Source organism: Raoultibacter phocaeensis (assembly GCF_901411515.1).
Lineage (GTDB): Bacteria > Actinomycetota > Coriobacteriia > Coriobacteriales > Eggerthellaceae > Raoultibacter > Raoultibacter phocaeensis.
In genome coordinates, this window is sequence record NZ_CABDUX010000001.1 from 30932 (window position 1) to 56051 (window position 25120).

Below are 25120 nucleotides of genomic sequence, written 5' to 3' on the forward strand. Positions count from 1 at the left end.
CGCTACATGAATATTACAGCCACACCATCGGCGGTTATGGAGCGCGAGAAAAGCTCTCGCAAAGCCCCCGTCGAACAACCTGCCCGGGAGCAGAACATACAGGCGATCATCGCGTATTACGAAAGCGGCGTCAAATCCGCAACGGGCGAAGTCGGCATCGAGCTCGAGCATACGATCGTGAAACAAGACGGCCTCCAACCCGTCTCCTACAGCGAGGAGCACGGCGTGCACTGGCTGCTTGAAGAGCTCAACTCCGCCTACCCCGAAGCGACCTACGCCGAAGACGGCGATCTGCTCGGCGTGAGCCGCACCTGCGAAGCCGTCACGCTCGAACCGGCCGCGCAGCTCGAGCTTTCGGCGGGCCCGTTCAAGAGCCTCGCATCTGCCGAAGCGTGCTTCAACGCATTCGAGAACACGCTTGCGCAGACGCTTTCGCCCGTAGGCCTTGAAGCGCTCACCATCGGCTACCACCCGACGGCGCGCGCTCAGGACCTCGAGCTCATTCCGAAGCGCCGCTACAAATTCATGAACCTGTACCTGGGCGAAATCAGCCCGTGGGGGCCGCGCATGATGCGCGGCAGCGCTTCGACGCAGGTCTCGATTGACTTTTCGTCGGTCAACGACTGCCTGCGCAAGCTGCGCCTCGCCTACGCGCTCGTGCCCGTCTTCTCGCTTATCTGCGACAATTCCCCTGTGTTCGAGGGAAAAAAGCGCCCGCATGAGCTCATGCGCACCGAGATTTGGAAGTACTGCGATCCCGATCGCTGCGGGCTTGTACCCGGAGTCATGGACGAGAGCTTCACCATGCGCGCCTACGCCGAATACGTGCTCGATACGCCTGCGATCCTCGTTTCGTGCGCGAAGCATGGCTGGTGCTACTCCGAGCAGACGTTCGGCGAGCTGTACGCCGACACCGTTATGACCCGCGCCGAGGTGGAGCACGCCCTGTCGATGTTCTTCAACGACGTACGGCTCAAAACCTACATCGAAATCCGCCCGGCCGACGCAATGCCCATCCCGTACGTGATCGCGTACGCAGGGCTCGTCAAAGGGCTGTTCGCCACGCCCGAAACGCTCGATGCGCTCGATGCGCTGCTCGCGGGTGTGAGCGGCCCCGATATCGAAACCGCAAAAGAAGCCCTGATGGCCCGCGGCTACGAGGCCGATGTGTACGGCCGTCCTGTTGCCGCGCTGTGCGACGAGGTGGTTTCCATCGCTCGCATGGGCCTGTCAGACGACGAAGCGCACTTTCTCGAACCGCTCGCCCGCCTGGTCGCCGACCGGGTAACGCTTGCGGATTTGGCGGAAGCCGAGTAAAACCCGAACGCAAGAAAGCCTAAATGGCCGGTTCCCAATGGGTGACCGGCCATTGTGCGCAGAACGTGCGATGCGCTCGTTTTTACAGCGTCGGCCCGACTTCGTCAAAACACGGGACGAAACGCAGCCCTACTCCATCTGATCGAGAGCCGTCAAATCGGCATTTTCTTCGGCATCGTGCCCCTTGCTTCTGCCGGGCAGAATCAGATTCAAGGCAACCGCGGTAAACGCCGTACCCGGCACACCGCTCAAAAACATGGATACCCACAAGGGAAAGTTTGCAAGCGCTTCGGGCTGAGCGCTGAAGCCGAGGCCGACGGCGAGCGAGACAGCCAAAATGGTCGTCGTCCGCGCCTTGGGCTTGCTTCTCATGATGATCTGCATGCCGCTTACCATGACGATGCCGAACGTGAGGATCACGGCTCCGCCGAACACGGGTGTCGGAATCACCGAGCACAGAGCACTGACCTTCGGACACAGGCCCGCAAGCACCATGATCACGCCGGCAACGGCGACGACATAGCGGCTGAACACCTTCGTGATGCCCAAAAGCCCCACATCGGCGCTTGCCGAAATCGTCGGCCCGTTGTTGAAGACGGCCGAAAACGCGCTCGTGATGGCCTGCGTGAAGATGACGCCGCGCGTTTCCCTCTTCGTGGGCATTCGCTTCTCGGCGATCATCGTCGTTGCCGACGTATCTCCAAGAAGCTCAGCGATACCGCAGATCGCCAAAAAGGCAATCGTTATGCATGCCTCGAGGGGAAACTCGATTCCCCAGTGGAGCGGCTCGGGGAAAGCGAACCATGCCGCCTCGGCGACAGGCGCAAAATCGACTTTACCCATGAAAGCCGCTACGCTGAATCCGACAGCAAGCCCGATCAGCGGCGCAGCTCCGTGCAGAAAACCCTTGCCGAATACGTTGAATGCCAATACGGTGAGCAGCGTAATCGCCGCAAGCAGGTAGTTTTCGGGATTGCCGAAATCGGCGCTGCCCGATCCTCCGCCGCAGTACCCCAATGCAACGCCCAAGAGCGTCGTACCCAAGACGAACACCACCGCCCCCGAAACGAACGACGGAACGATGGTCTTCAGTTTGTCCGAAAACGCGACGAACACCACACCGCACACGATGCTCCCCACAAGGCATGCACCCACATAGCCGGCGTATCCGACCTGCGGCGCGATGAAGAGCGCCGGCGAAACGAACACGATGCTGCACACCATGGCGATGGGCAGCTTTCCGCCGACCGAGCCGATTCCGAGCGTTTGGACGATAGTGGCAATTCCCGCCACAAACAGCGCGCAGGCAACGAGCACCGTCGTTTGAGCGGGATCGAAGCCGAGCCCCGCCGCAATCAAGAGCGGCGCCGGCAGCGCTTGAAACGCTACGAGAAGCGCATGCTGGATGCCGAACGGAATAAGCTCGTGCACCGGAGGGCGCTCGTTCATCCCATATCCTTGCGATTTCATAGTCTCCCCCTTAGTACTGGCCACAACATTGGGCCGCTGGTATACGCCTCACGCCGCTGAAGGCGGGACAAAGGGCAGCGAGGCTTCCGAGTGCAGCCAGCCCGCGGCCGAAAGCTTTCGAGCCCTCGGCTGCAGGCGAAGCAGGCACGGCGCCGCCGAAGCGCACGCCGCGCCCGCCTGCATGCATCAGCTCTTGTTCATAGGCGGCTCATCGGCAGTCGCGTCAGGTACCGCTTGCGCCTTCTGAGCCGAACCCGTTCCCTCGCCCGCCTCGATGCTTCCGTACTCTGCCGCTATCGCCGAGGCCTCAACCTTGCCGAGCGAGGCTTCGTAGGCATACACGGACTGCTTTTTGAGGTTGCGACCCGGCAGGATGACGTTGAGAATTACCGCCACGAACGCCGTGCCCGGAACGCCGCACAGCATGGTGGACACCCAGAACGGGAACTGGTCGAGCGCACCGGCCACGGAGTTGAAGCCGATGCCGACTGCGAGGGAAACCGCAAGGATGGTCTGGGTGCGCGACGTCTGCTCGGAATCCATGATGATCTTCATGCCGTTGACGAGGATGGAACCGAACAGCATGAGCACCGCGCCCCCGAACACGGGGTTCGGTATGACCGAGAATATGGCCGAGAATTTCGGACACAGTCCCATCAGAAGCACGAACCCGCCCGCAACGGCGACTGCGTAGCGCGTGAACACGCGGGTCACATCCATAAGTCCGATGTTCGCGCTGCCCGAGATAGTGGGAACCGCGTTGAACAATCCGGCGAACACGCTCGTGACAGCCTGGGTAAGGACGGTCTTCTTCGTTTCGCCAGGCGTCGCCATACGGTTGTCGGCTACGGTAGTGGTAGCGGCGGTGGTGCCGAGTATCTCGACGACGCCGCACACCGCAATGAGCGTCATAACAAGACAGGCATCGATCGGAAACGATATGCCCCAGTAGAGCGGCTGCGGCAAGCCGAACCAAGCAGCCTCAGAGACAGCCGTAAAATCGACCATACCCATGGCGATGGCGACGACGAAACCCGCAGCCATGCCGATAAGCGGCGCCGCCCCCTGGATGAAGCCTTTACCGAAGACGCTCAGCACGAGCGTGATGAGAAACGTAACGCCTGCAAGCGCTAGGTTGATCGGGTCGCCGAACGTAGCCGCTCCGCTGCCGCCCGCGCAGTTAGCGAGCGCGTTGCCGATGAGGCCGGTTCCCAGCACGAGCAGCACTGCTCCCGAAACGAAGGACGGGAATATGACCTTCAGCCAATCGGAGAACAGGACGAACACGATGCCGCAGATGATGGCGGCCACGATGCACGCACCCATGTACCCGCCGAATCCCGCTTGCGGGATGATCAGCAGAGCCGGCGCGATGAACACGAAGCTGCCTACCATGACCATGGGAATCTTTGCGCCGAGCGGGCCGACGCCGAAGCTCTGCACGAACGTGCAGATGCCGCTGACGAACAGGGCAGAGGCAATCAAGATAGATGTCTCGACCGGGCCCATGCCCAAACCTCCCGCAATCAAAAGCGGGGCGGGCAGCGTCTGGAACAGTATAAGCAACGCATGCTGTAAGCCGAAAGCGCCCAGCTCGCCCACTTTCGGCAGCTCGTTCATCCCGTACCCACGCTGTAAAGCCTTTTTCTCTTTTCCCCCAGATTTCGAACTCATACATACCTCCTTATAGAATCGATTCGATACGCCCCAAGGCCCCGATCCTCGCGTACGAGAATCGGGGTCGGACGGTTGCGCCCAAGGCGGCTACGCTAAGACAGGCATCCGGTAAAACCTCATTTCGGGAACCGAACCGTCTTTTTCGGACAGATCGAACTCCTGGAACAGCTCTAAATACCCCTCTTTTTGAATAGACATGCGATAACGATCGGGCTGGAGGCCTTCAAGCCAGACGTCGCCGAACTCGTCGGTTCTCGCCGTCGCGACCGTTGCCTCGTCAGCGACCCGCATCAGCGTGACCGCCGCACCTTCCACGACCTCATCGGCCTCGATATCGACTACGGTTGCCGCAATGAAGCGGCGGGGTTTGTTCAGGTAGTACACGCGCGGTGCTGTACCCGCTTCGGGGATCAGCACTTCGGCTTGTGCGATCTCGTCAGCGAAATCGCCCTCTTCGCCGAAGCGCAAGGCACCCGTGCAGCAGGAATCGACGCAGCGCGGCTCCGCCCAGCCGTCGTCGAGCAGATGCGCGCACCCCGTGCACTTCTGCGCAATCCCGAGCTCTTTGTTCACGTAGATCGCGCCGTACGGACACGATGCAACCAAGGCCTCTGGATCGTGTTTTGAAGCAGGATCGATTACCACAAGACCGTCCTCCCGCTTGTACACCGCATCGGGGGCCGCGGCGATGCAGGGAGCGTCGTCGCAATGGTTACAGAGGCGTGGGAGGTAGTTCACGCGCACATGCGGCACCTTCCCGCACACCTCCTCATCGACCTTGCACCAGAACTGCCCCGTCTCGGGCTGTTCGGCCGCATAGGGAAGCCAGCTTGTGCCGCAGTGCTCGTCTTTGCAGGCGACTTGGCAATTGTGGCAGCCGTTGCACCTGTCGAGATCAAATACAAAAACTTTCATGGCATCTCCGATTTCGTCTCGTCTCACGTCGTATTTCGCCCCGTGGGAGCCCGGCGCGGTGTTTACGCTTCGGCCTTCGTACTCACATCGCCCGCACACCCGTCAGCCATCCAAGCTGCAACGCGCAGGCCGTCGGACGGGTCGTATTCGCGGCCGAACTCGACGGGGTACTGCTGCGCCAAGGCGAACACATCCACTTTCTCGACGTTGACGAGAAAGCCGTTGGTGGCTTCGCCGGCGGCGTTCTTCGACGTGGTTGCTGTAGGGCAGATGAGGTTGTTGGCGCCGCCGCGATCGAGTCCGCACTTCCCCGTCACGATCGGATCGACGCGCGCGCCGTGGTCTTGGTACACCGCTCCGGGCATGATGCGCTCGTTGACGTACATGCCGCCGAGAACGCTTCCACGCTCGTTGTAGATGCGGACCACATCGCCATCCTTAAGCCCCAGCTTGCCGGCGTCCACCGGGTTCATCCATACCGGTTCGTACAGATAGCCGTCGGGGCCTTCGACCTTGCAGGTACGGATTTCGCGCATCCACGTCACGTCGTCGTGCTCGGAATGAACGCGCCACCGCGGGTGGTTCGTAACCATGAGAAACGGGTAGTTCACTGCCCGCTCGCTTGAGATGCGTTCCTTGTGCTCCTCGGTCTCCTCGATCCAGTGCGGCACGATGGGACGTTCGGTATCGTTGGGGAAATGCTCTGCCAAGCCGGTTGAGTAGATCTCGATCTTCTGGGTGGGGGTCGAAAGCGGCTGCGAAGCGGGGTCGTCGTACCAGGCGCTTAGCGCAACGGGATCGTCCTCCCATCCGTCAGCCGTCGGAGCCAGGCACATCTTCTTTTCCGCGAATTCTTCGTAGCTTATGAGGCCGTCTGCCTGCGCGCTCTCGAAACCCGCTTCGATCCACTCGTCGACGGACTTGCCCTGCGTATAACGCTCGACGAGGTTCTCGTAGGGACCGCCGTAGGGCTCGAGTTTCTTGGCGACCTCGATTGCGCATTCGTAGTCGGATTTCGATTCGCCCAACGGCTCGATGCAGTCGTCTTGTATGTACATCATGTTGAACTGGCCGGACCAGTTGTCCACCGCCACGTCCTTCTCCTCGAACATGGTGTTCACAGGCAGGATGATATCAGCGAACACCGTATCGTTCTCGAACCACGGATGCTGCATCACGATGGTTTCCACGCGTTCGTTGCGCAAAGCTGCCTGCATGGTAAAGCCGCCGTTCCAGCAGGTCGTCCAACTGGGCGAATCGGATACGATCATATGGATCATGGGTGCACCGTCTGCAGGGAACTCGAACGGAACGAACTGATCGGCACGCGGGGCCGTGCACACAACATGGCCGTACCAGCGAAGCTTCTCTCCCTCGGGCAAGGTAAGCGCCTGCGGCGTCATAGTTTTCGGGAAGAAGTTCTGCCTGCCGATCGTCTCCATCCAGCCGTGGTAGGCTCCAGGCACCTCGAAGTACTTCTCCGAACGCGGCATCGGGTTCCACTCGTCGAAGCCGAACTGGCCGAATTCGATCAGGTGCAACTGGCCGGTTCCCGGTCTGCCCAGCCCCTGCATCGCCAAGAGCACGATCTCCAAGCGCGCCGGTTCGTGCGAGAACGGGGAGCGGATCATGCCGCCACCGTCCGCATGCGCGATCGATACGGCGTGCTTCGCCCAATAGCGGGCGAATGCCTTGATGGTGTAGCTTGGCACGCCGCATTTTTCTTCCGCCCACTTCGGCGATTTCGGCACACCGTCCTCGTTGCCGAGCACGTAGTACTCGAACCAGTCGAATCCGACCGTATGGCTCTCGACGTACTCTTTGTAGTATGTTCCTTCGGTAATCCACACGTACGCGATCGCAAGCTGCAAAGCCGCATCGGTGTTGGGGAGCACCGGTATCCATTTTCCCTTATGGCACGCGCCCGTGTAGTTGAGGTCGGGAGAAACGAAGAACGATTTCAAACCGAGTTCTTCCAAGAAGTACGCCATGCGGCTCGGCTGCTGCCCGCCCCAGCCCCAGGGCGTGGTTTCGAGATCGCAGCCCCAATACAATACCGCATCACCGTGCTCGCATACGTCTTTGTACAGGTTTCTCTGGTTGACCTGCATGCCTACCGGGTCCATACCCCACATGTGCTTCGCACCCCAGTACCAGCCCTCCCAGCTGTCGGGTTGACGGGCCTGCAGCGTGTAGCCGCCGCACAGCTCGAGCATCATCGCCTGCGCGCCGTGGGGGGCGTGCACGACCTTTGTCTCGCCGTGGCCGTCGGCCTGGCACATGATAGCGAGCGGGCCGTACGTATCGTGAATGCGCTTGATCTCCGAAGCGATGAGGGTAGTTGCCTCGTCCCAGCTGATCCGTTCGTACTTGGAGATGCCGCGCATATGCGGATTTCGCTCGCCGTTCGGATCCCAGTCCACGCGCTTCAAAGGATACAGCACGCGGTTCTTCGAATAGATGCGCTTCTTGTACGTGAGCGAAAGCGGCGGAAGCAGCGTCTTCTCGCCCGGCTCGAACACTTTGCCGCGCGCTTCGATGCGCCACGGCTTTCGATCCTCTTCCGTCGATACCTCATCGTAGTGCAGCGGTCGGATACGCAGTATCTTTCCGTCCTTCACGTCTACGGCCGCTGTGTTCGCACTGCACGCGAACGCCGACCACGCGATGCCGCGGTAGACCGTTTCGCCCCGCGTTTCGATACCCATAAGCACTCATCTCCTCCTACGCAATCCGTACCCCCGCAAACTTCAGCGAGGACGCTTCATGCGGAATCGTAGGTGCCTCGACGCAGTTTTCGAATCGGCAAAAGGGTAGAAAGTGTCTTTACGACTATTGGTTTATGTCATATGCGGCCTCGACCGTTTACACTGAGATGGGGTAAGAAAGTACATAGCTGGGCCGCAGAGGCGGCCAATCGTGTCAGGGGGACACCATGAAGGCTGAGACGCTCTTTCCGGTTCGCATGCTCGGGTTCGGGTTTTATTGGGCATGGCTGTTTCTCGTCGGAGTATCACCGACGCCGATTCTCGGAGCGCTGCAGCCCGAGCAACCGATCGAGGCGATGGAGCTTCTGTTCCGATTGCTCGGTATCGTTCTCATCATCGTGTTCTCGGCATGGCTCTCGTCCTCAAAAGGACGCCTGTTTCTTCTCTGCGTAGGAAGCATCGTCGGGTCGCTCGGTTCCGCTGCACTGATCACGTTCGGCGCTTCGCCGCTTACGATCGCCCTCGTCGCCTGTGCGGACGCTTCGATATTCATGCTGTGGCTCAGCTTTTTCGGCCACATGAAACTCGGAGAAACGGCGCTGTACATGACCTTGTCGTATGCTGTCGGCTCGATTCTTTTCGTCTGCATCGCGTGGGCCGGAGCGGAAGCGGCAAACGTATGCGCTCTGCTTCTTCCCCTGCTTTCCGGCATTACGTTCTTCTATTCGAACAAGCTCTACCAACACGAAACGGGATCGTCCGGCACGATGCTGAGCGAGATTAGGGCGAACGGACACAGGGAGGCTCCCATCTTTCCCTACATCAGCAGGATGACGACCGCGCTCGGCCTGTATGCGCTTGTCTTCGGCTTGATCACCAGCATGGCTGTGTGCAACGGCTTGAGCGGAGGCATAGCAGGCCCCTACATTGAAGCCCCCTGCTGTATCGGGTTGGGAATCGCGCTCGCCCTGATATACAATTCGAAGAAGAAAGCACGCGGCATATACTATCTGTACCGATTCGTGCCCTTTGCCTTCTCCGTTGGGTTGGCGCTTCTTTTGCTCGTGAGCCAAGGGGGATTCTTCGCGGCGAACGCGTTCATCATGACCGCATACCTCGCGTTTGAGATATTGATCCTCAACGACTTCTGCAATGCGATCAAGATGAACGACCTTCCGCCTCTGCGGACGTTTGGCATTGCCCGTTTCGCGATTACGATCGGGATGCTGCTCGGCTGGGTGTTCGGCATGGCGACGGCGACGCTGCCGCCATCGTTCTCGCCTGTTGCCGTAGCCGCAGGCGCAGGCATCGTAATCGTTGTCATCGCGTCGACCCTCGTGTTCACCGAGAAGGAGGTGTTCTCTCTCAGCGGCGTAGCCGAAGAGCGAGGCTTCGAAGAGAAGCTTGCGCTGAACAACAACCCGCACCATACGACAGATGAGAGCATCCAGCAGTTCGGAATCGCATGGCAGCTGTCCAACAGAGAAACGGACGTGCTCGACCTGCTTCTCAAAGGTCGCACGACCCAGTACATATCGCAGAATCTTTTCATCGCTCCCGGAACCGTCAAGACCCATACCTACAACATTTACAAGAAAATGGGCATTCACACTAAAATGGAATTGCTCGACCTCTTCGATGCTTTTCGAGAAGAACGGCCCTGAACCGAAGCTTCCGAATCGCAATGGCGTATGATGGGATGCGCTGCAAGCAGGTGCGCATACAGCACGAGCTTGCGGCATCTTCGAGCTCCCGTGCAGCAAGGAAGCGGGTACCCATGGATAACAGCAACAAGATGGTGAAGGTGTCCTATGTGGGCACGTTCGATGATGGTAGCGTGTTCATCGACCAGAGCACCCCGATCGAGTTTCCGTGCATCGACGGATGGATGCCGCCCGCCTTCATCGACACCGTACGCGACATGGAAATCGGCGAGACGCGTACCGCACACGTCGGAGCGAACGAGGCGTACGAGGAGCGCACCGACGAGCGCATTCTCGAAGTGCCACGCGAGAAGATTCCGCCTGGGCTCAAACTTCCCGTGGGCAAGATGGTGAACCTCGAAGATCCCACGGGGCAGACCTTCCCCGCGCGCGTCATTGAAGTAACCGATGAGAAGGCCGTGTTCGATATGAACCACGACGCGATAGCCAAGGCGCTCAACTTCACGATCACCCTGCTTGCGGTGACCGATCTCGATCGGTGCTGAACCAAGGGCACCGCGCGATTACGAAATTGTGACGAAGCGGCGCAGGTTGGTCGCTGCGGGCGAGTGCGGGCTGGCCGTTCAGGTAGACTGAACCCACTGTTTTCTTTTGAAAGGAGCTCTTTTATGAGCAACGAGGGCAAAAAGGTCAAGGTCCACTACACCGGAACGCTTGACGACGGTACCAAGTTCGACTCTTCCGTGGACCGCGGCGAACCCATCGAATTCACCTGCATGGCCGGTATGATGATCCCCGGATTCGATGCCGCCGTAAAAGACCTCGCAGTCGGCGAGACCAAAACGGTTCACATCCCCGCCGCCGACGCCTACGGCGAGTACAACGAAGAGCTGATTCAGAAGATCCCCGTATCCCAAATTCCCAACGGTGAACAGCTTCCCGTCGGCCAGACCATCTACATGCAGGGCCCCGGCGGCCAGCCCTTCCCCGTTTTCGTGAAGGATATCACCGACGGCGTGGCTACGTTCGACATGAACCACGAGTTGGCCGGCAAAGACCTCAACTTCGAGATCGAGCTTGTGGAGTGCGAGGACTAATTTCGACCGATGCGCTTACCCTGTTTTGCGAGCCCCAGAGCGGGGCTCGTTTTTTTATAGCGGCCCGCAGGTACGGGACGTACTTGCGGGCCGCCTCGGCCGACGCGATGGCGGTCAACGCGGTGTCCGCTCCGCATAGGTGCCGGGTGTGCCAAAAGTCGTATTATCCCATGTAAAAGGGCCGGACTGCCACAGATACAGTCCGGCCCGAAACCGCGCGGCCCCCGTACTAGGCAGCGGGTCATAGCATCGCGCACGCGATCGCGCAGCGCGAATCAGTTGGCATACATGCTTTCATACGGCCGCGACGTTGCGGGGCGGAGGCAGAAAAAGCCCTTGCCGCTCTCATCGACGGACGCACCGAGCTCATCAGCGAAACAGCGATTATATTCGGCGAGCAGCGGTTTGATGACGGCCCTATCCGCATCGTCGGCTGCTTTTTGCACTAGCCCACCGGGAACATCGGCATCGGCAAGCTCGTACCTGAGATACATGACTCCTCCGTGCATGCCCGTGGCCAGGTAATTGCCCGGCTTACCCAGAAGCACGATTACGCCTCCCGCCATATATTCGCCGAGAAAGCTCCCCGCATCGCCGCCTATGACGATGGCTGGGCGCTTACCTTTGAACTGCTTCATATGGATTCCCACGCGCCACCCGCACCCGTCGCGCACGAGAATCGTGCCCCCGCGCATGCCGTAGCCCGCCGCATCGCCGCAACGCCCGTGCACGACGATGCTGCCGTCGTCCATGGTGTTGCCGATCTGATCTTGCGCGTTGCCGAACACCTCGACGGCACCGCCATCTAGATAACAGGCCATGTCATTGCCCGGCACGCCGTGGATGAGCAGCGTCTTGCCAGAGGACATGCCGCACCCCAGATAGCGTTGCGCGAACGCATCGCGCACTTCCACAGTGTCGGCGCGTTCGAGCGCCTCGCGCACCATGGCGTTCGCCTCGGCGAAGTGCTCGGTTCCAAGCGTCACCACCTGCCCTATACGTCCGCCTGTGCTCCCGAGCACCATGCCCGCATCGGATGCGGTTTGCACGGGTGCGCTTTCGGACACGTGGACTGCAGCATTTTCGGTCGAGAGATCGTTCACCTGCATCACCTCCCTGCGTACTTCACGCCGAGGATGTCGAGCTCGTTGTCGTTCAAACCCACCGCTCTCAGCATGAGTCGGTTTCCGCGAAGGCTGTCGATTGCATTGATACCCATGCCGCCCATCATCTCCTCGATCTCGCGGTTCCACGCCCGCATGAGGTTCACAACGCGCTCGGCCCCCGTCTCAGGATCGAGGCGGCGCACCAAGTCGGGCCTCTGCGTCGCAATCCCCCAGCTGCATTTCCCGCTTGCGCAGTCCTGACACTGATGGCATCCCAGCGCGATAAGCGCAGCGGTAGCACTGTACACGGCATCGGCCCCGAGCGCGACCGCACGGACTACATCGGCCGACGATCGGATGGAGCCCGCAGCCACGAGGCTTACCTGCGAGCGGATGCTCTCGTCGCGCAACCGCTGATCGACCGCCGCAAGCGCAAGTTCGATGGGGATACCCACGTTGTCGCGGATGCGGGTTGGCGCCGCGCCCGTACCGCCGCGGAAGCCATCGAGCACGATCACGTCGGCCCCTGCCCGAGCGATGCCGCTTGCGATGGCCGCCACGTTGTGGACGGCGGCGATTTTGACGGCGACCGGCTTGGCGTAGCGCGTGGCCTCCTTGAGCGAGAACACGAGCTGACGCAGATCCTCGATCGAGTAAATGTCGTGGTGGGGCGCAGGCGAGATCGCGTCGGTGCCCTGCGGGATCATGCGCGTGCACGACACTTCCTCGTCGATCTTTTCGCCAGGCAGATGTCCGCCGATGCCGGGCTTGGCGCCCTGCCCGATCTTGATCTCGATCATCGAAGCAGCGTTGAGGTAGTGCATATCGACCCCGAACCGTCCCGACGCCACCTGCACCACCGCGTGATCGGCGTACGGTTCGAGATCCCTGTGCAAGCCTCCCTCCCCCGTGTTGAAATACGTACCGAGCTCTTGTGCCGCCATCGCAAGCGACTTCTGGGCGTTAAGCGAGATGGACCCGAAACTCATCGCGGAAAACATCACGGGGATATCGAGTTTGAGCTGCGGCGGCACGGGCGACACGAGCGTATGGTCGCGCTCGTTCACTACCAGCTTATCAGGACGGCTGCCTAAGAACACCCGCGTTTCCATGGGTTCGCGCAAAGGATCGATCGAGGGATTCGTCACCTGGCTCGCATTCAGGAGCAGATGATCCCAGTAGAGGGGATAGTGCTGAGGATTGCCCATGGAAGAGAGCAGCACGGCACCGGTTTGCGCCTGCTTGGCAATGTCTTGCATGACGCCGAGCGTCCAGTTATTGGAGCCGTTTGCCACCTGCGGCCATCTCGTTATGGCAAGTGCATCCGTCGGACACATGACTGCGCAGCGCTGGCAGTTCACGCACTTCGCATGATGGGCGGTAACTCGGCCGAGCGCATCGTCAACCTTATGCACCTCATGTGAGCACGAGCGCTCGCATACGCCGCATGAGGTGCAGAGATCGGCTTCGCGCAGCACTTTGTAACGCGGAATCACGCAATCAAGCATAGTGTGCCACCCCCTTACTCGAAGCGGGAAGCACACCAGTCACATGATCGAGCGGCCGATCCCTCACGGGCGTGTTCTCGTGCGATTCCTGCGCTTTGCGCGCCGCCACCTCGTCCAGCTGCACGACGAAAGGCACGCCTCCGTCGATGGGAGCGACGTTTTCCACATCGGGGCACACGATCTCGATGGCGGCCTGCTCGCTTGCGAGATACACCATGCTGCCCTTCTCGCCCGCCATGAGCGCCCGCAGCTTCAAACGATCGTTCAACGCGAGCAGCCCCTCATCGGAACCGAGGATGACCGACATGGGTCCGTTCACAAGCGCACTCGAATACACGCACCGAAGCGCCGTCTGATACGCGGCGTATTCGGGCGGCATCGCGTCGATCTCGTCCCACAAAGGAGCGCACATGATGCGAGCCGCCGTTTCCTGCGAGAATCCGTGGCGACGGATGAGCAAATCGAACAGGTAGGTAATAACCTCGGTGTCCGTCATGAGCGTGCAGTCGTATCCGAACTGCTCGACGTAACGGCGGTTCGCGTCGTAGCTCGATATTTCGCCGTTGTGCACAATCGACCAGTTGAGCAGCGTGAACGGATGCGCCCCGCCCCACCAGCCGGGCGTATTGGTGGGAAAGCGCCCGTGAGCCGTCCACAGCCACGCCTTGTACTCGCGGATGCGGTAGAATTCCCCCACCTCCTCGGGATAGCCGACCCCCTTGAACGCTCCCATGTTCTTACCCGACGACGCCACGAACGCCCCACGAATCGATGCATTCACGTAAAACACGTGCTGCATCGTGTATTCCGCCTCATCGAGCCCGCTCATGGTGAGCTTGACCGGGTGCGGCGCCACGAAATAGCGCCAGATGTCGGGCGGATTCTGGATGCTACGCACCGACTCGGTGGGAATACGTTCCTGCTTCTCGGCGATGAAGTGCTGATCGAGATAGGCTTCTGTAGCGCTGCGCGCCTCTTTGCTCTCGTACATGATGTGGAACGCGTAGAGCTCCTTGTATTCGGGGTATATGCCGTATGCAGCGAATCCGCCTCCGAGACCGTTGCTGCGATCGTGCATCAAGGCGATGGCCTTCAGAATGTCGCTTCCGTCGTGCAGTCCGCCGCTTCGATCCATAATCCCCGCAATGGCACAGCCGGAAGGGATTCGTATGTCACCTTCACGTAGAGGCATATACCGAACACCTCGCCTTTCCTCGTTGTACGAAGATACGGGACCCCGCACCGCACCGCCGATTTCGGCAGAGCGTCGAAAGCGGTGGAAGCGATGCGATCGCGTCGGATGAGTTTGCAGATCCGTACGGCAGGCTTCCAGGTGCCGAGCACCCGCATCTGTGGTGCTTTGAGTGTATAGGCGGTTTGTTTCGGGGGAGTATGCGCCTTGTTTCAAGTGCGTTAAGGCTTAAGTGCCGCTGCACCCGACCACGCATGAATAATCCTCGAATTCGATGCCTTCAGGAAGACTTCTCACGCTTGGCGACGAGCGCATAGGCTCCGACTCCGATCACGACGAGCACGAGCGTCAAGCCGGCGACGATAGCCGTTGCGGCCCAATTGCCTTCGGCTGCATACGCAGAGGCGAGCGTCGATGAGATGATCGAGGGAATGCGTCCGATCGTGGTGATGGCCGCGATGCGGGATGCCCGGCAGGGAGTGAGTCCTGCAACGTAGGTCATAATGTCCTTTGGCGTGCCGGGTATGAGAAAGCACACGAACAGGATGAGCTCGAAGCGCTTCGACGAGCGCAACCACGACACCGATTCGATTTTCTCGCGCGAAAAGAACAGCTCGACAACCTTTATCCCCACCGTGCGCGTAAGCGCCACGACGATGACCGTTCCGATCAAGCTGCCGACGAGGCAAAGCGCTGTCCCTTCCCAAAAGCCGAACGCGTAGCCTGCTCCGAGTTCAAGCGGCTCACCTGGAAGGACGGCTACAACTACCTGCGCAACCACGAGGAGCGCCATGAGCACAGGAGCCAATAGTCCGCGCTCGCCCACCCAAGCCTGTAGACGCGGTCCGTCGGTGAACAGGGAAAGCGCATCCTTTCCGTACACTGCCATCCACGCAAGCGTGGCCGCGAGAACCGCCGCCATGCCCAACACGACTGCGACGCGCTTCGCTACGAGGGCGCCCCGCCCGCTTGCGCTGCACGAAGCGGCATCGCCCTTCCCCTGCTCGCGCTCCCCGCATCGACTCGTGCGCAGCCTATTGAGAGCGCTCGGTAAAGCGGGTGCCGCCTTCGGTTTTATTTCAACAACGTCTTTGCCCATGTTGGTCCTTTCAAAACGGCTTAAGAACCATCATCGGGCGCACTTCTCAAATAAGTATCAACGTTTGAAAACACCGGGAAAACGAACCGCCGCACACGCGCCGTGCGGAACCCGATTCGAAAGAGACACGCTTCCTTCGCACTTCGCAGCGAGAACAGCACAGATGCCGAGTCCCAATCCGAAATGCTCCGACGAATCGCTGCGGGACGTGTCGCGATAATAGGGCTCGAGCCCGCGGCTGAGTGCTTCGTCGGAAAAGCCCGGCCCGTCGTCTTCCACCGTCACGACGAGATCGGCTCCTGCGGCAGAGCAGCTCAGGACAACGGAGCCCTCCGCATACCGAACGGCATTCGCAAGTAGGTTCTCAACGATGCGGGAAACGACGGCCGCATCGAGGTGTACCGTGTCGGGCAGGGCGGACGCCATAGCTTCGAACCGTTTACCGTTCTCGCTTGCCAGCGCTCGTGCCGATTCGGCCAGCCGCTCGATTAGCTCGCTTGTAGCGGTGTCCTCGGAGACCACCGCTGCGTCTTCGAGCTTTGCCAAATCCCTCATATCCCCGACATAACGCTCAATGCGCACCACCTGGCGCTGACATGCGCGAGCCATGTCCTCGATCTGCTCGGGAGAGAGCGCACCTTTGCGTGCATAGGTGGAGAGCATCTCGACATGGCCCTTGAGTACCGTCAAGGGCGTTCGCAGATCGTGTGCGAAGGCGGCGTTCGTCTGCTTGCGCGATTCGATCATACGCCACATCGCGCGGTTGTTCGCCTCGAGTGCCGAACGCATGTCCTCGAAGCTGCCGACGAGATGCCCGAGCTCGTTTTCGCTATCCGCAACAAGCTTGAAGTCGAGGTCGCTCGAAGCGATGCGCTGCGCCGCATCGTCCATCGCGCTGATCGGCCGCTTCAAATTGCTGCGGTAGAACAGGCGGGCAGCCACCACGAACACGGCGACGAACACCACGGGAAACACTAAGAACGCCATGAGCTGCAGCGCATCGTAGGCCCCGTTCGTCGACTGGAAGGTCACATAGTATGAGACGGGCGACCAAGCGGGCACTTCGCCCTCGTCGTTGGGCGGCAGCATATCAAGCGCTTCTGCATCCGAGGAAGCGCCGTCCCCAAGCAACGAAAGCTGACGTGAGTTGTAGGCGGGAAGAGAGGATAGTTCGAGAGAACCTTCGGTTGCACCGTTTTCAAGCTGCTCGTCGCTTAAAATGCGCCCGTCGTACACCCGCATACCCCGCTCTGCTTCAGCGGCCTTATCAATCGGGATGGGATCGGGCTCATCGAGACCAGATGCTTCCACGTATACCGGATCGCCCCCCTCGGTGTACCAGGAAAGCGATTCCGCAGGCACCAGCGCGTCTTTCGCTTCCGAATAGAGGTACATGCCCGAACGCTCCGAGTACGTATACCATATCTCGGACGCTTGGCTTGCGAGCAAACTCGCCGCAAACGTCGATACGACAAGAGCAATGATTGTCGCGGCGACCGCATAGACAACGAACGCGGTTTTGAGCGAACACGAACGCATGAAGCGGCGAAAGCACCTGATCGGGTGCAGCAAACTCGGCTTGGACTCGGCAGTATCACATGCGGAAGACGCCTCGCGCTCGGGGCCGTCGACCGATACGCACGGGATGTCGGGGCACTCTATGCCTCCCATCGGTACCCCACCCCCCACACTGTTTTAATGTAATCGACCTCGGCGCCCGCTTCTGCAAGCGCTTTGCGCAGTCGGCGGATATGTTCGGTGACCACCGAACCGTCGCCGGGTTCACCCCAAACAAGCTCGTAGATGCGATCGCGATCGAACGTCTGGTTCGCATGCCTGATGAGCAACGCGCAGATCTCGTATTCTTTCTTCGTGAGCGACACCTCGACGCCGCAGGAAAGCACCGCTCGGCGTGCGAAATCGATCGATAGCCGCTCGTCGATTCGCACGGTGCTCTGCGTGCGTTTTCGTCTATCGCGCGCACGATGCGCTGCCACCCGAGCGCCGAGCACATCGAGCGAAAACGGCTTGGTCACGTAGTCGTCGCCACCTGCAGCAAACCCATCGATCGTGTCCATGTCCTCGACTCGCGCCGTGAGGAAGATGATCGGACACGACACCGTATCGCGAATTTTCCGGCACGCTTCGATGCCGTCGAGCGAGGGCATGTTCACATCGAGCAGAATCACATCGAAAACGTGCTTCGCAACACGCTCGAGCACCTGCGTGCCGTCGAAAGCGGTTGCCACCAAGTATCCGTTCAACTCGAAATAGCTTTTGAGCATGCTCACGATATCGCGCTCGTCGTCCGCTATCAGTATGAGGGGCTTGTCGTCCATGAACCTCGCTCTCGTGTGTTTTGCCCTACCAAGCGAACGATACCAGACGAATGTCAAAAAAGTATCAAGGGGTTCGAGATGCACCCGAACCCCTTGAACAACACCCGCACAAGCGGCGATCCGATTAAACCCATATCGGCAAACCGCTTTGGCTGATATTGCTTTGGTGCAGATACAGTACTGCACGAGATCATTAACTTGCTATACTGGTCAACACGATAGGTGGGCACCCAGAAGCTTTACACCCAACGGAAGGCAGGTGCGTACGATGGTCATGATATGGTTACTGCTGATTTTCATCCTTTTCGTAGGGCTCGGCACCGTGATCACGTGGATGCTTTTTCGTCTGGCCTGCCTGTTCGACGACATGCGCTTTCTTGCCGACACCGCTGCGGCTCAGGGCAAGCCCGTCGAACGCAAGCAGTCGCCGCTCAGATACTTCGTCATCGTTGCCGGCACAATCGCAATTCCCCTGATATTTTGCATCTGCTTTAGGATCGACCCATTCGGCTGGCTGTGAGCAAACTCGCCCGGAACTATCGTGCGATTCTGCGATGGGCGCGACATACGCGCTATGCCGCTTCGATTTTTGCCAATACCGCTTGATAGCGCGGATCATCGTGCGCATCGGCCCATGAGGGGCTGAATGCGAGCATCTGGACGAGCCCGATTTTTCCGAGTCCCGCCATCGTGTTCTCAAGATATATACGGTCAGCGTCATCGGCATCGGGGCGAAACAGATGATCGAGCCTGTCGAACAATGCACCGGGTTCAAGGTCGACGGCGAACATCTCGTCTGCCCGAGCGGCCAGCTCGGCATAACGATCGAGGCAGGCGTACGCTTCATCGAGATCGCCGAGTTCCTTGTACGCGGTTGCCGCATTGAAGTGAAACGAAAGCTCATGGGCTGGACTCGTCTCCGAAAGGCCGAATGCATCGATCACGCTTTCCGTTGCATGGATAAGGATCTCAAGGCGTTCCCCGTCATTGCCGCAAAGCGAAAGAAGGGCCGTGCAGCTGTTCACCACACCGAAAATGCTCCAGTACAGGTGCTCTTGGTTTATTTCGATTGCTTTCTCGGTTTCACCGATCATTTGATACGACGAGGCGAGCGACGATTCGATTTCAAGGGGCTGAGCGGGTTTGAGTTCTTCGAAGCGCTCGATAGCCTCTTCATAGCGTTTCTGCGCCATCGCCATGCCCGCAATGACGAACTTCGCAGCTCTGATTAGCTCGACGTTATCCGAATGCGCTGCCACATGCTCGTAATACCCCATTGTTTCGTCGATGATAGCGGGGTCGGGTTCTACCGGACTCACGTGAACCGCTGCTGTATACATGAGATTCGAAAGCATGACAACAAGCGACCAGCAGGAATAGTATTCCTTGATATAGCGTCTGCACTCGACAATGACGGCATCGGGGTCATCGCCGAGCATGTTCGAAAGCCTCACGGCAACCTCTTTCACACGAGCTTCGGACATCTGCGGGCGATAGTCGAACAGCTCGTCGATAGTGACCGAGAAAAACGCGGCGATCCGCGGCAATTGCGCCACATCAGGCAGGCTCTGCCCGACCTCCCACTTCGAGACCGCTGCTTTAGTAACCCCGAGATGCTCTGCAAGATCGTTCTGCGTAAGACCCCCTTGCTTTCTCAGGCGCGCGATCGTGGTGCCGAGGTTGATGTCGTTCATGGTACCCCTATGGATGAAAGTTTGCCGAGTGGTTTGTTCGGCTCGATGTTCCTCAGTATGGGATATCCAAGTGGTTGACGCAATGGAGTATTGGTTGATTACGCGGGAACAAGATCAACTGAGGGAAATGCCGCTGGCTCAAAAAAACGGTTTCGCACTGAAACACCTGCGTGCCTGCTCGCTTCTCGCTGCAAACCAGACTTGAAAAGCAGTATCACATTCGCGCCAAGCTCAGCTCGAATACGTCAGCTGCTCTCCTCGAGGCAGCCAACCGCGCCGCATCGTAACGCAGACTGCGGTCGAACGTGCAGTGAAGCCAGGATGAGACAGGAAAGCGCTATCCAAACCACTAGGGGACGAAGCATGCCTTCTTCCGAATACCCTGCAAACATGGTAAGCCCAGCACATCCAGCGGCGGTATACAGCGAAAGGACGAAAAGCAGCAAGCTGACGCTTCTGAGGCTGGATATGTTATCGGCTTCGAAAAAGAGCCCTGTTTTCCGCGTCCATCTGCAGACAGTGGAAAAGAGATGAATGGCGAGCAACAGCAGAACGATACCGACAACCGAGAGCGCGCACCACACAGCTGCCGCTTCCCAACCAGTTGCCTTCGGGCTGACGAGAATGTTGACAAGAGCCACCGCAATGTACGCTACGACAATCAGCAGCAACGAACCGATAAGGGAAGAAGCCGCCTCCGCCCACCGGCATACCACAACAACTCGATTACCAGAGCTTCCGCGATTGCCCATACAGCACCTCCATGCCCGGTACGCCATGCACAGTCAGGTTCATTATACATCCCTCCGATGATCCCTCTACTGGTATTCGATGCGAAACGGTACAGGAAACCGAGGGCGACCCTATAGGCCGCCCTCGGATCCAATCCCGTCGCTCACGCATCGTACCCCGCCAAGCACGCCGCTTCCATAAGCTGCCTTGGACGTGAAGCTTAGTCAGCTTCGCTGCATGCTTACTTCAACCAGTACTCCGAACCGTCTTTCGTCCGGCCCATGAAACCGTAATCCACCAGGTAGCGACGAAGCATGCTGTAATCCCCGTAGACCGCGCCGAGCATCTCGCGCGTTTCGGCCTCGGTGTAGGTGCGTCCGAATTCGAACAGTTTCGCGACTTCGCTCAAAACGACCACCTGCTTCTTCGCCTTGAGCGGATAGTGCCGCAAACGCAAGGGATTCATGCTCTCGAACTCGCTTCGGAGAATGCGCTCGCGTTCTTTTTCGGTGATCACGTAGCGATCGTCCAACATGGTAGCCGTGTTGGGAATATCCACGATGTCGTCGGCTTTTCGTGCGCCGCCTTCACCGAATACCTCGTCGTAAACCGCCAAATAGTACTTCGCCTGCTTGGCTTTTTCGCGGAAGGTAAACTTCTGATGGCGCACCGTGGAGGCTTTGACGCCGAGCTTTGCAGCGATCTCATTGTCGCTCAAGCCTTGGGCGAACAATCCGAGCAGCTCTTTCTGGGTATCGGTAAAGGTGTTGTACTTCGCGCCACCCTCGATGAGCTTTTTGAGCGCACCGTCGTGCTCGGCGGCGATATGCTCCCGTGCCGCGTATTCGGGTACATAGAACCGATCACCCATCGGGAACACCTGCCCTTCGTCAAACCTGCGCCCACAATAATTGCAGACGTAGGCCTTTTCGACCTCATCGTAGCGGTAGCCGTTTTTGATTTCTTCGATCGTCAATGTGGCGTAGTCCATTGCGTATACTCCATTCGTATCCAGCGTGCGTGTATTGAACCCAATTTCGTAAACGCATTATTGTTGTGTTTATCATATTTGTCAACATAATACATATCGCATCCATAAAGAGGACCTCGCAGTAACCCGAGGCCCCTGAAGCGCGCTTCTGCGAAGCTGCGCCAACGCATATTGCTGAACGAAATACCTTTGCATCAATTCTCTTCGAAAGAAATCGATGCTAGCCCGAATAGCACCCGATGGCGATACCAGCGCATCAGTGCTCCGAGCAGACGTGCGCCAATATTGGTCTACAGCGAAAATCAAGCAACCCTGCACAGTTTTTGCCCTTGTGTTGCGTTTGAAAGACGTAACGGGAGATCGGCTCTTTCCGCTCCGAGTAAATTACCTGCTCAGAGACTTGCAACTATCCGCACGCAGACAAGGGATCCGCCGCCAGACTTCCGAGAAGGCTTCGGAGGCCCAAAAGCGCAACACATCGAGAGAAAGTGTGCATTCGGGGCTCTTTTCGCCGTCAAGCGTCACTGACGCAAGTCTCTGGCGACTTGATGCACAAGGCTGCTGTCGCGAGCTCTACGGAAAGCACGCCGATCCCGGTTAGACGGCGGGGGCGGACGACTCCCGCTCGGAGCGCATCGGAGCGCAGTCACCGCCTCGCCCACAATCTTTCCCATCGTTGTCGCCTAACCGATGCTGATACCAGCGATCATTCCCGCCGCGAAGCGAAAGGCGAGCCGAGCCATTTGTGTGCAAATACCCGGTGGGCAGTCTACCTTCGTTTAGCCAAGTTTTTGCAGTCGAGCTTCCATCACGGATACGATCTCTAGCGTATACCCAGATCACGATCTCATTCATTAGCACAACAAAAGTTAGTCTCGACTAAACCTTCGCAACGGAACCCTATTGACCAGTCATAGGGTACCTATCAGGAATAGAGGTGCAGACAGCGAAACGGCCGCGGAGCGCTACGGGCGACAGGCAGCGGCGTAGCGCTCCGTGGGCATTCATGCGTCCGCGCAAGAAAGGGGCGGCAATGCGCGCCGCCCCTACTCGCTTCCCTCTTGCCGCCCGTCAGCTTACACGGGCGACAGTCACCTTTGCTGCTACCCGCGCACCTCGGCACCTGTGGCGGCGCTCACCTTCTGAATGAGGCGGGCGTGGGCCTTGTCGACCTCTTCGCTGGTAAGCGTGCGGTCCGCTGCCCGGTACGTAAGCGCGTAGGCCATGGATTTCTTGCCCACACCGACGCGCTCCTCATCGCGATACACGTCGAAGAGTTCGGCTTTCTCGAGAAGCTTTCCGCCGGCCGACGACATGCATTGCATGAGCTTCTCGTGCGTCACGGCCTCATCGACCACCAGCGCCACATCCATCGACACGGCGGGAAACACCGGTACGTCTACGTAATCGCGCGCGGGGCGGCTCGCTTTCACGAGCGCGTCCACGTCAAGCTCAAATGCGACCACGGGGCCCGTCGCCTCGTAGGCTTCGGCTGCGAGTGGATGAATCTCGCCCACCCAGCCGAGCACTGCACCGCCCGCAAGCACCTCGGCTGCGCGCCCGGGCTGCAGATGGGGAGCCTCGTCGGCGGAAAGCGCCTTGAACCGCACCTTCGGCACCGCGAGCTCGCGCAGAAGGTTCTCGATCGCACCTTTGCCATCGAAAAAGTCGAACGGCGCAGGCTGGACGTTCCATGCCGCGTCACCCATCGCCCCCGCGAGCACACCTGCAAGCTTCTGCTTCTCCTTGGGCTTTTTCCTGCCCTCGGCACCGAAGAACACTGCGCCGATCTCGTAGAGCTGGATGTTCTTCACGCCATGGCTCTGGTTGTAAGCGACCGAGCGCAAAAGCCCGGGGATGATGCTCTGGCGCATGACCGACTGATCGGCGTTCATCGGATTGATAAGCTCGACGGCTACGCCCAAGTCGTCGGTCTTCATCCGCAGGCGCTCAAGCTCGGTCGGCTCGACGAGCGAATAGGTCATCGTCTCGTTCAGACCGCTCGCCTGCATAGCTGCATGCAGGGTGGCAACCGCGTGCTCGAAGGCGCTGCGTGTCCCGATGCGCCCACGGCCGCCGGGAAGCGTCGGAGCGATGCGATCCATGCCCCACAGGCGCAGCACCTCTTCGTACAGATCGACCTCGCGCACGAGATCGGGACGAAACGTCGGCGCAACGACGGTAAGCGCATCGGCGCAGGCCGCATCGGCGACTTCGCAGCCGAGATGTTCGAGAATGCTCACAATGTCCTCGCGCGGGATATCGGCACCCATAAGCGCGCAGAAGCGCGGGATGCGGAATTCGAGGCGAACCGCTTCGGAGGGATCGGGCCACACGTCTACGATGCCAGCGTCGTTGCCTACCGCCGCGCTCACGGTGCCGCCCGCCACTTCGACGATGAGCGCGCAGGCTGCGGCTGATCGCGCATCGATACCGTGGTCATCGACGCCGCGCTCGTAGCGCATCGAGCTTTCGCTGATGAGCCCGAGGTTGCGGCTCGTACGGCTCGCGCGACCTGCTTCGAACGTTGCTGCTTCGAGGACGATGTTCACCGTCTGGTCGGTCACTTCGGTGTCGAGTCCGCCCATCACGCCCGCAAGCGCAACGGCCCCCTGATCGGGCGTGGATATAACGGTCATGTCGGAGGTGAGCGTGCGCTCTTCGCCATCGAGCGTCACGAGCTTCTCCCCTTCTGCGGCAGCACGGATGACGATAGAGGCAAGACCGTTTCCATCGACGAGTTTATCGAGGTCGAACGCATGCAGCGGCTGGCCGAAGAGGAACAGGATGTAGTTTGTCACGTCGACGATGTTGTTGATGGAGCGCTGGCCGATGGCCGCTAAACGCTCGACCATCCAATCGGGGCTCGGCCCCACCTTGCACCCGCGGATGACGCGCGCCGTGTAGCGGGGGCAGCGCACCGCATCGTCGATCGTCACACGGACCGCTTCGTCAACGGCCACGGCAGCCGCATCGAGCTCGAGCTTGGCGGCCATATCGGCAAGCGGGCTCGCCGAATCGATTCCGTACATCGCTCCCACTTCGCGCGCCATGCCCGTGATCGAGAGGCAATCGGGTCGGTTCGGCGTGATCTCGAGATCGAGCACGGTATCGCCCATCTGCTTGTACTCGGCAAAGGGTACGCCGATGGGGGCATCTTCGGGCAGGATCATGATGCCGTCGTGATCGGCTCCCAGCCCCAGCTCGCGCTCCGAACAGTTCATGCCGCAGCTCGCGATGCCGCGCAGCTTCGATTTCTTGATCTTGAAATCGCCCGGCAGCACCGCGCCCACCATCGCCACGACCACATGATCGCCGGCGTTGAAGTTCTGCGCACCGCATACGATCTGAAGCGGTTCTGGCGTGCCGTCATCCCCGAGATTGCACTCGCCCACATCGACCTTCGTGACCCACATATGGTCCGAATCGGGGTGCTTCTCCTTCGAGATGATCTGGCCCGTAACGATGTTATCGAAGTTCGCCCCGAGTTTTTCGACGCCCTCCACACCCGTGCCGGTCAAATCGAGCCGGTCGCAGAACGCTTTCACATCCGTCGGTACGTCGACGTATTCGCTAAGCCATTTGAGAGATACTTTCAAGTGAATCGCCTT

At 59.5% G+C, this 25120-nt stretch carries 18 protein-coding genes; 5 read left to right on the forward strand and 13 right to left on the reverse strand.

Annotated features, from left to right (window positions below; all coding sequences use genetic code 11):
- Positions 1-6: 6 nt before the first annotated feature.
- Positions 7-1317 (forward strand): glutamate-cysteine ligase family protein, encoded by a 1311-nt coding sequence (locus FJE54_RS00110; RefSeq protein ID WP_255467135.1) that lies wholly within the window; start codon positions 7-9, stop codon positions 1315-1317.
- A 129-nt stretch (positions 1318-1446) separates the two neighbouring features.
- Here FJE54_RS00110 and FJE54_RS00115 read toward each other — a convergent pair whose 3' ends face one another.
- The 4 genes from FJE54_RS00115 to FJE54_RS00130 form a co-directional block, all read right to left on the reverse strand.
- On the reverse strand, positions 1447-2766 hold the full coding sequence (locus FJE54_RS00115) for a uracil-xanthine permease family protein (protein WP_139650520.1): 1320 nt from the start codon (positions 2764-2766) through the stop codon (positions 1447-1449).
- Positions 2767-2973: 207 nt separating this feature from the next.
- The gene (locus FJE54_RS00120; protein ID WP_139650521.1) at positions 2974-4461 is read right to left on the reverse strand and encodes a uracil-xanthine permease family protein; all 1488 of its coding nucleotides are present in this window, start codon (positions 4459-4461) and stop codon (positions 2974-2976) included.
- Positions 4462-4551: 90 nt separating this feature from the next.
- Positions 4552-5379: a 4Fe-4S dicluster domain-containing protein gene (locus FJE54_RS00125; protein WP_139650522.1), complete on the reverse strand. Its 828-nt coding sequence runs from the start codon at positions 5377-5379 to the stop codon at positions 4552-4554.
- A gap of 62 nt (positions 5380-5441) precedes the next feature.
- The gene (locus FJE54_RS00130) at positions 5442-8087 is read right to left on the reverse strand and encodes a molybdopterin-dependent oxidoreductase (RefSeq protein WP_139650523.1); all 2646 of its coding nucleotides are present in this window, start codon (positions 8085-8087) and stop codon (positions 5442-5444) included.
- A 227-nt stretch (positions 8088-8314) separates the two neighbouring features.
- Here FJE54_RS00130 and FJE54_RS00135 point away from each other — a divergent pair, with 227 nt between their 5' ends.
- From FJE54_RS00135 to FJE54_RS00145, 3 genes are all read left to right on the forward strand, one after another.
- A complete protein-coding gene (locus FJE54_RS00135) occupies positions 8315-9751 on the forward strand; it encodes a response regulator transcription factor (protein WP_139650524.1) in 1437 nt (478 codons plus the stop codon).
- A 113-nt stretch (positions 9752-9864) separates the two neighbouring features.
- The gene (locus tag FJE54_RS00140) at positions 9865-10296 is read left to right on the forward strand and encodes an FKBP-type peptidyl-prolyl cis-trans isomerase (protein ID WP_139650525.1); all 432 of its coding nucleotides are present in this window, start codon (positions 9865-9867) and stop codon (positions 10294-10296) included.
- 123 nt (positions 10297-10419) lie between these two features.
- On the forward strand, positions 10420-10848 hold the full coding sequence (locus FJE54_RS00145; protein WP_139650526.1) for an FKBP-type peptidyl-prolyl cis-trans isomerase: 429 nt from the start codon (positions 10420-10422) through the stop codon (positions 10846-10848).
- A 275-nt stretch (positions 10849-11123) separates the two neighbouring features.
- Here the strand turns inward: FJE54_RS00145 and FJE54_RS00150 are convergent, their stop codons facing one another.
- From FJE54_RS00150 to FJE54_RS00175, 6 genes are all read right to left on the reverse strand, one after another.
- Positions 11124-11951, reverse strand: a complete 828-nt coding sequence (locus FJE54_RS00150; protein ID WP_255467136.1) for a GltB/FmdC/FwdC-like GXGXG domain-containing protein — start codon at positions 11949-11951, stop codon at positions 11124-11126.
- Positions 11952-11956: 5 nt separating this feature from the next.
- Positions 11957-13462 carry a glutamate synthase-related protein gene (locus tag FJE54_RS00155; RefSeq protein WP_139650527.1) on the reverse strand — a complete coding sequence of 502 codons (1506 nt, stop codon included), beginning with the start codon at positions 13460-13462 and terminating at the stop codon, positions 11957-11959.
- A complete protein-coding gene (locus FJE54_RS00160) occupies positions 13455-14597 on the reverse strand; it encodes a class II glutamine amidotransferase (RefSeq protein ID WP_255467137.1) in 1143 nt (380 codons plus the stop codon). The genes FJE54_RS00155 and FJE54_RS00160 overlap by 8 nt, the downstream gene beginning before the upstream one ends.
- A 337-nt stretch (positions 14598-14934) precedes the next feature.
- Positions 14935-15753: a TVP38/TMEM64 family protein gene (locus FJE54_RS00165; RefSeq protein ID WP_255467138.1), complete on the reverse strand. Its 819-nt coding sequence runs from the start codon at positions 15751-15753 to the stop codon at positions 14935-14937.
- A gap of 57 nt (positions 15754-15810) precedes the next feature.
- Positions 15811-17424 (reverse strand): sensor histidine kinase, encoded by a 1614-nt coding sequence (locus tag FJE54_RS00170; RefSeq protein ID WP_139650529.1) that lies wholly within the window; start codon positions 17422-17424, stop codon positions 15811-15813.
- Positions 17412-18092 carry a response regulator transcription factor gene (locus tag FJE54_RS00175; protein ID WP_139650530.1) on the reverse strand — a complete coding sequence of 227 codons (681 nt, stop codon included), beginning with the start codon at positions 18090-18092 and terminating at the stop codon, positions 17412-17414. The genes FJE54_RS00170 and FJE54_RS00175 overlap by 13 nt, the downstream gene beginning before the upstream one ends.
- A gap of 268 nt (positions 18093-18360) precedes the next feature.
- On the opposite strand from FJE54_RS00175, the gene FJE54_RS15900 reads away from it, so the two are divergent.
- Complete coding sequence (locus FJE54_RS15900; protein ID WP_180326466.1) at positions 18361-18612, forward strand: hypothetical protein; 252 nt, start codon at positions 18361-18363, stop codon at positions 18610-18612.
- Between the two features lie 52 nt (positions 18613-18664).
- Here FJE54_RS15900 and FJE54_RS00185 read toward each other — a convergent pair whose 3' ends face one another.
- From FJE54_RS00185 to pheT, 3 genes are all read right to left on the reverse strand, one after another.
- Positions 18665-19786, reverse strand: coding sequence for a helix-turn-helix domain-containing protein (locus tag FJE54_RS00185; RefSeq protein WP_139650532.1), 1122 nt, complete (start codon positions 19784-19786; stop codon positions 18665-18667).
- A gap of 973 nt (positions 19787-20759) precedes the next feature.
- Positions 20760-21509, reverse strand: coding sequence for a DUF2087 domain-containing protein (locus tag FJE54_RS00190; protein WP_139650533.1), 750 nt, complete (start codon positions 21507-21509; stop codon positions 20760-20762).
- A gap of 1103 nt (positions 21510-22612) precedes the next feature.
- Positions 22613-25108 carry a phenylalanine--tRNA ligase subunit beta gene (pheT, locus tag FJE54_RS00195; protein ID WP_139650534.1) on the reverse strand — a complete coding sequence of 832 codons (2496 nt, stop codon included), beginning with the start codon at positions 25106-25108 and terminating at the stop codon, positions 22613-22615.
- Positions 25109-25120: the final 12 nt, after the last annotated feature.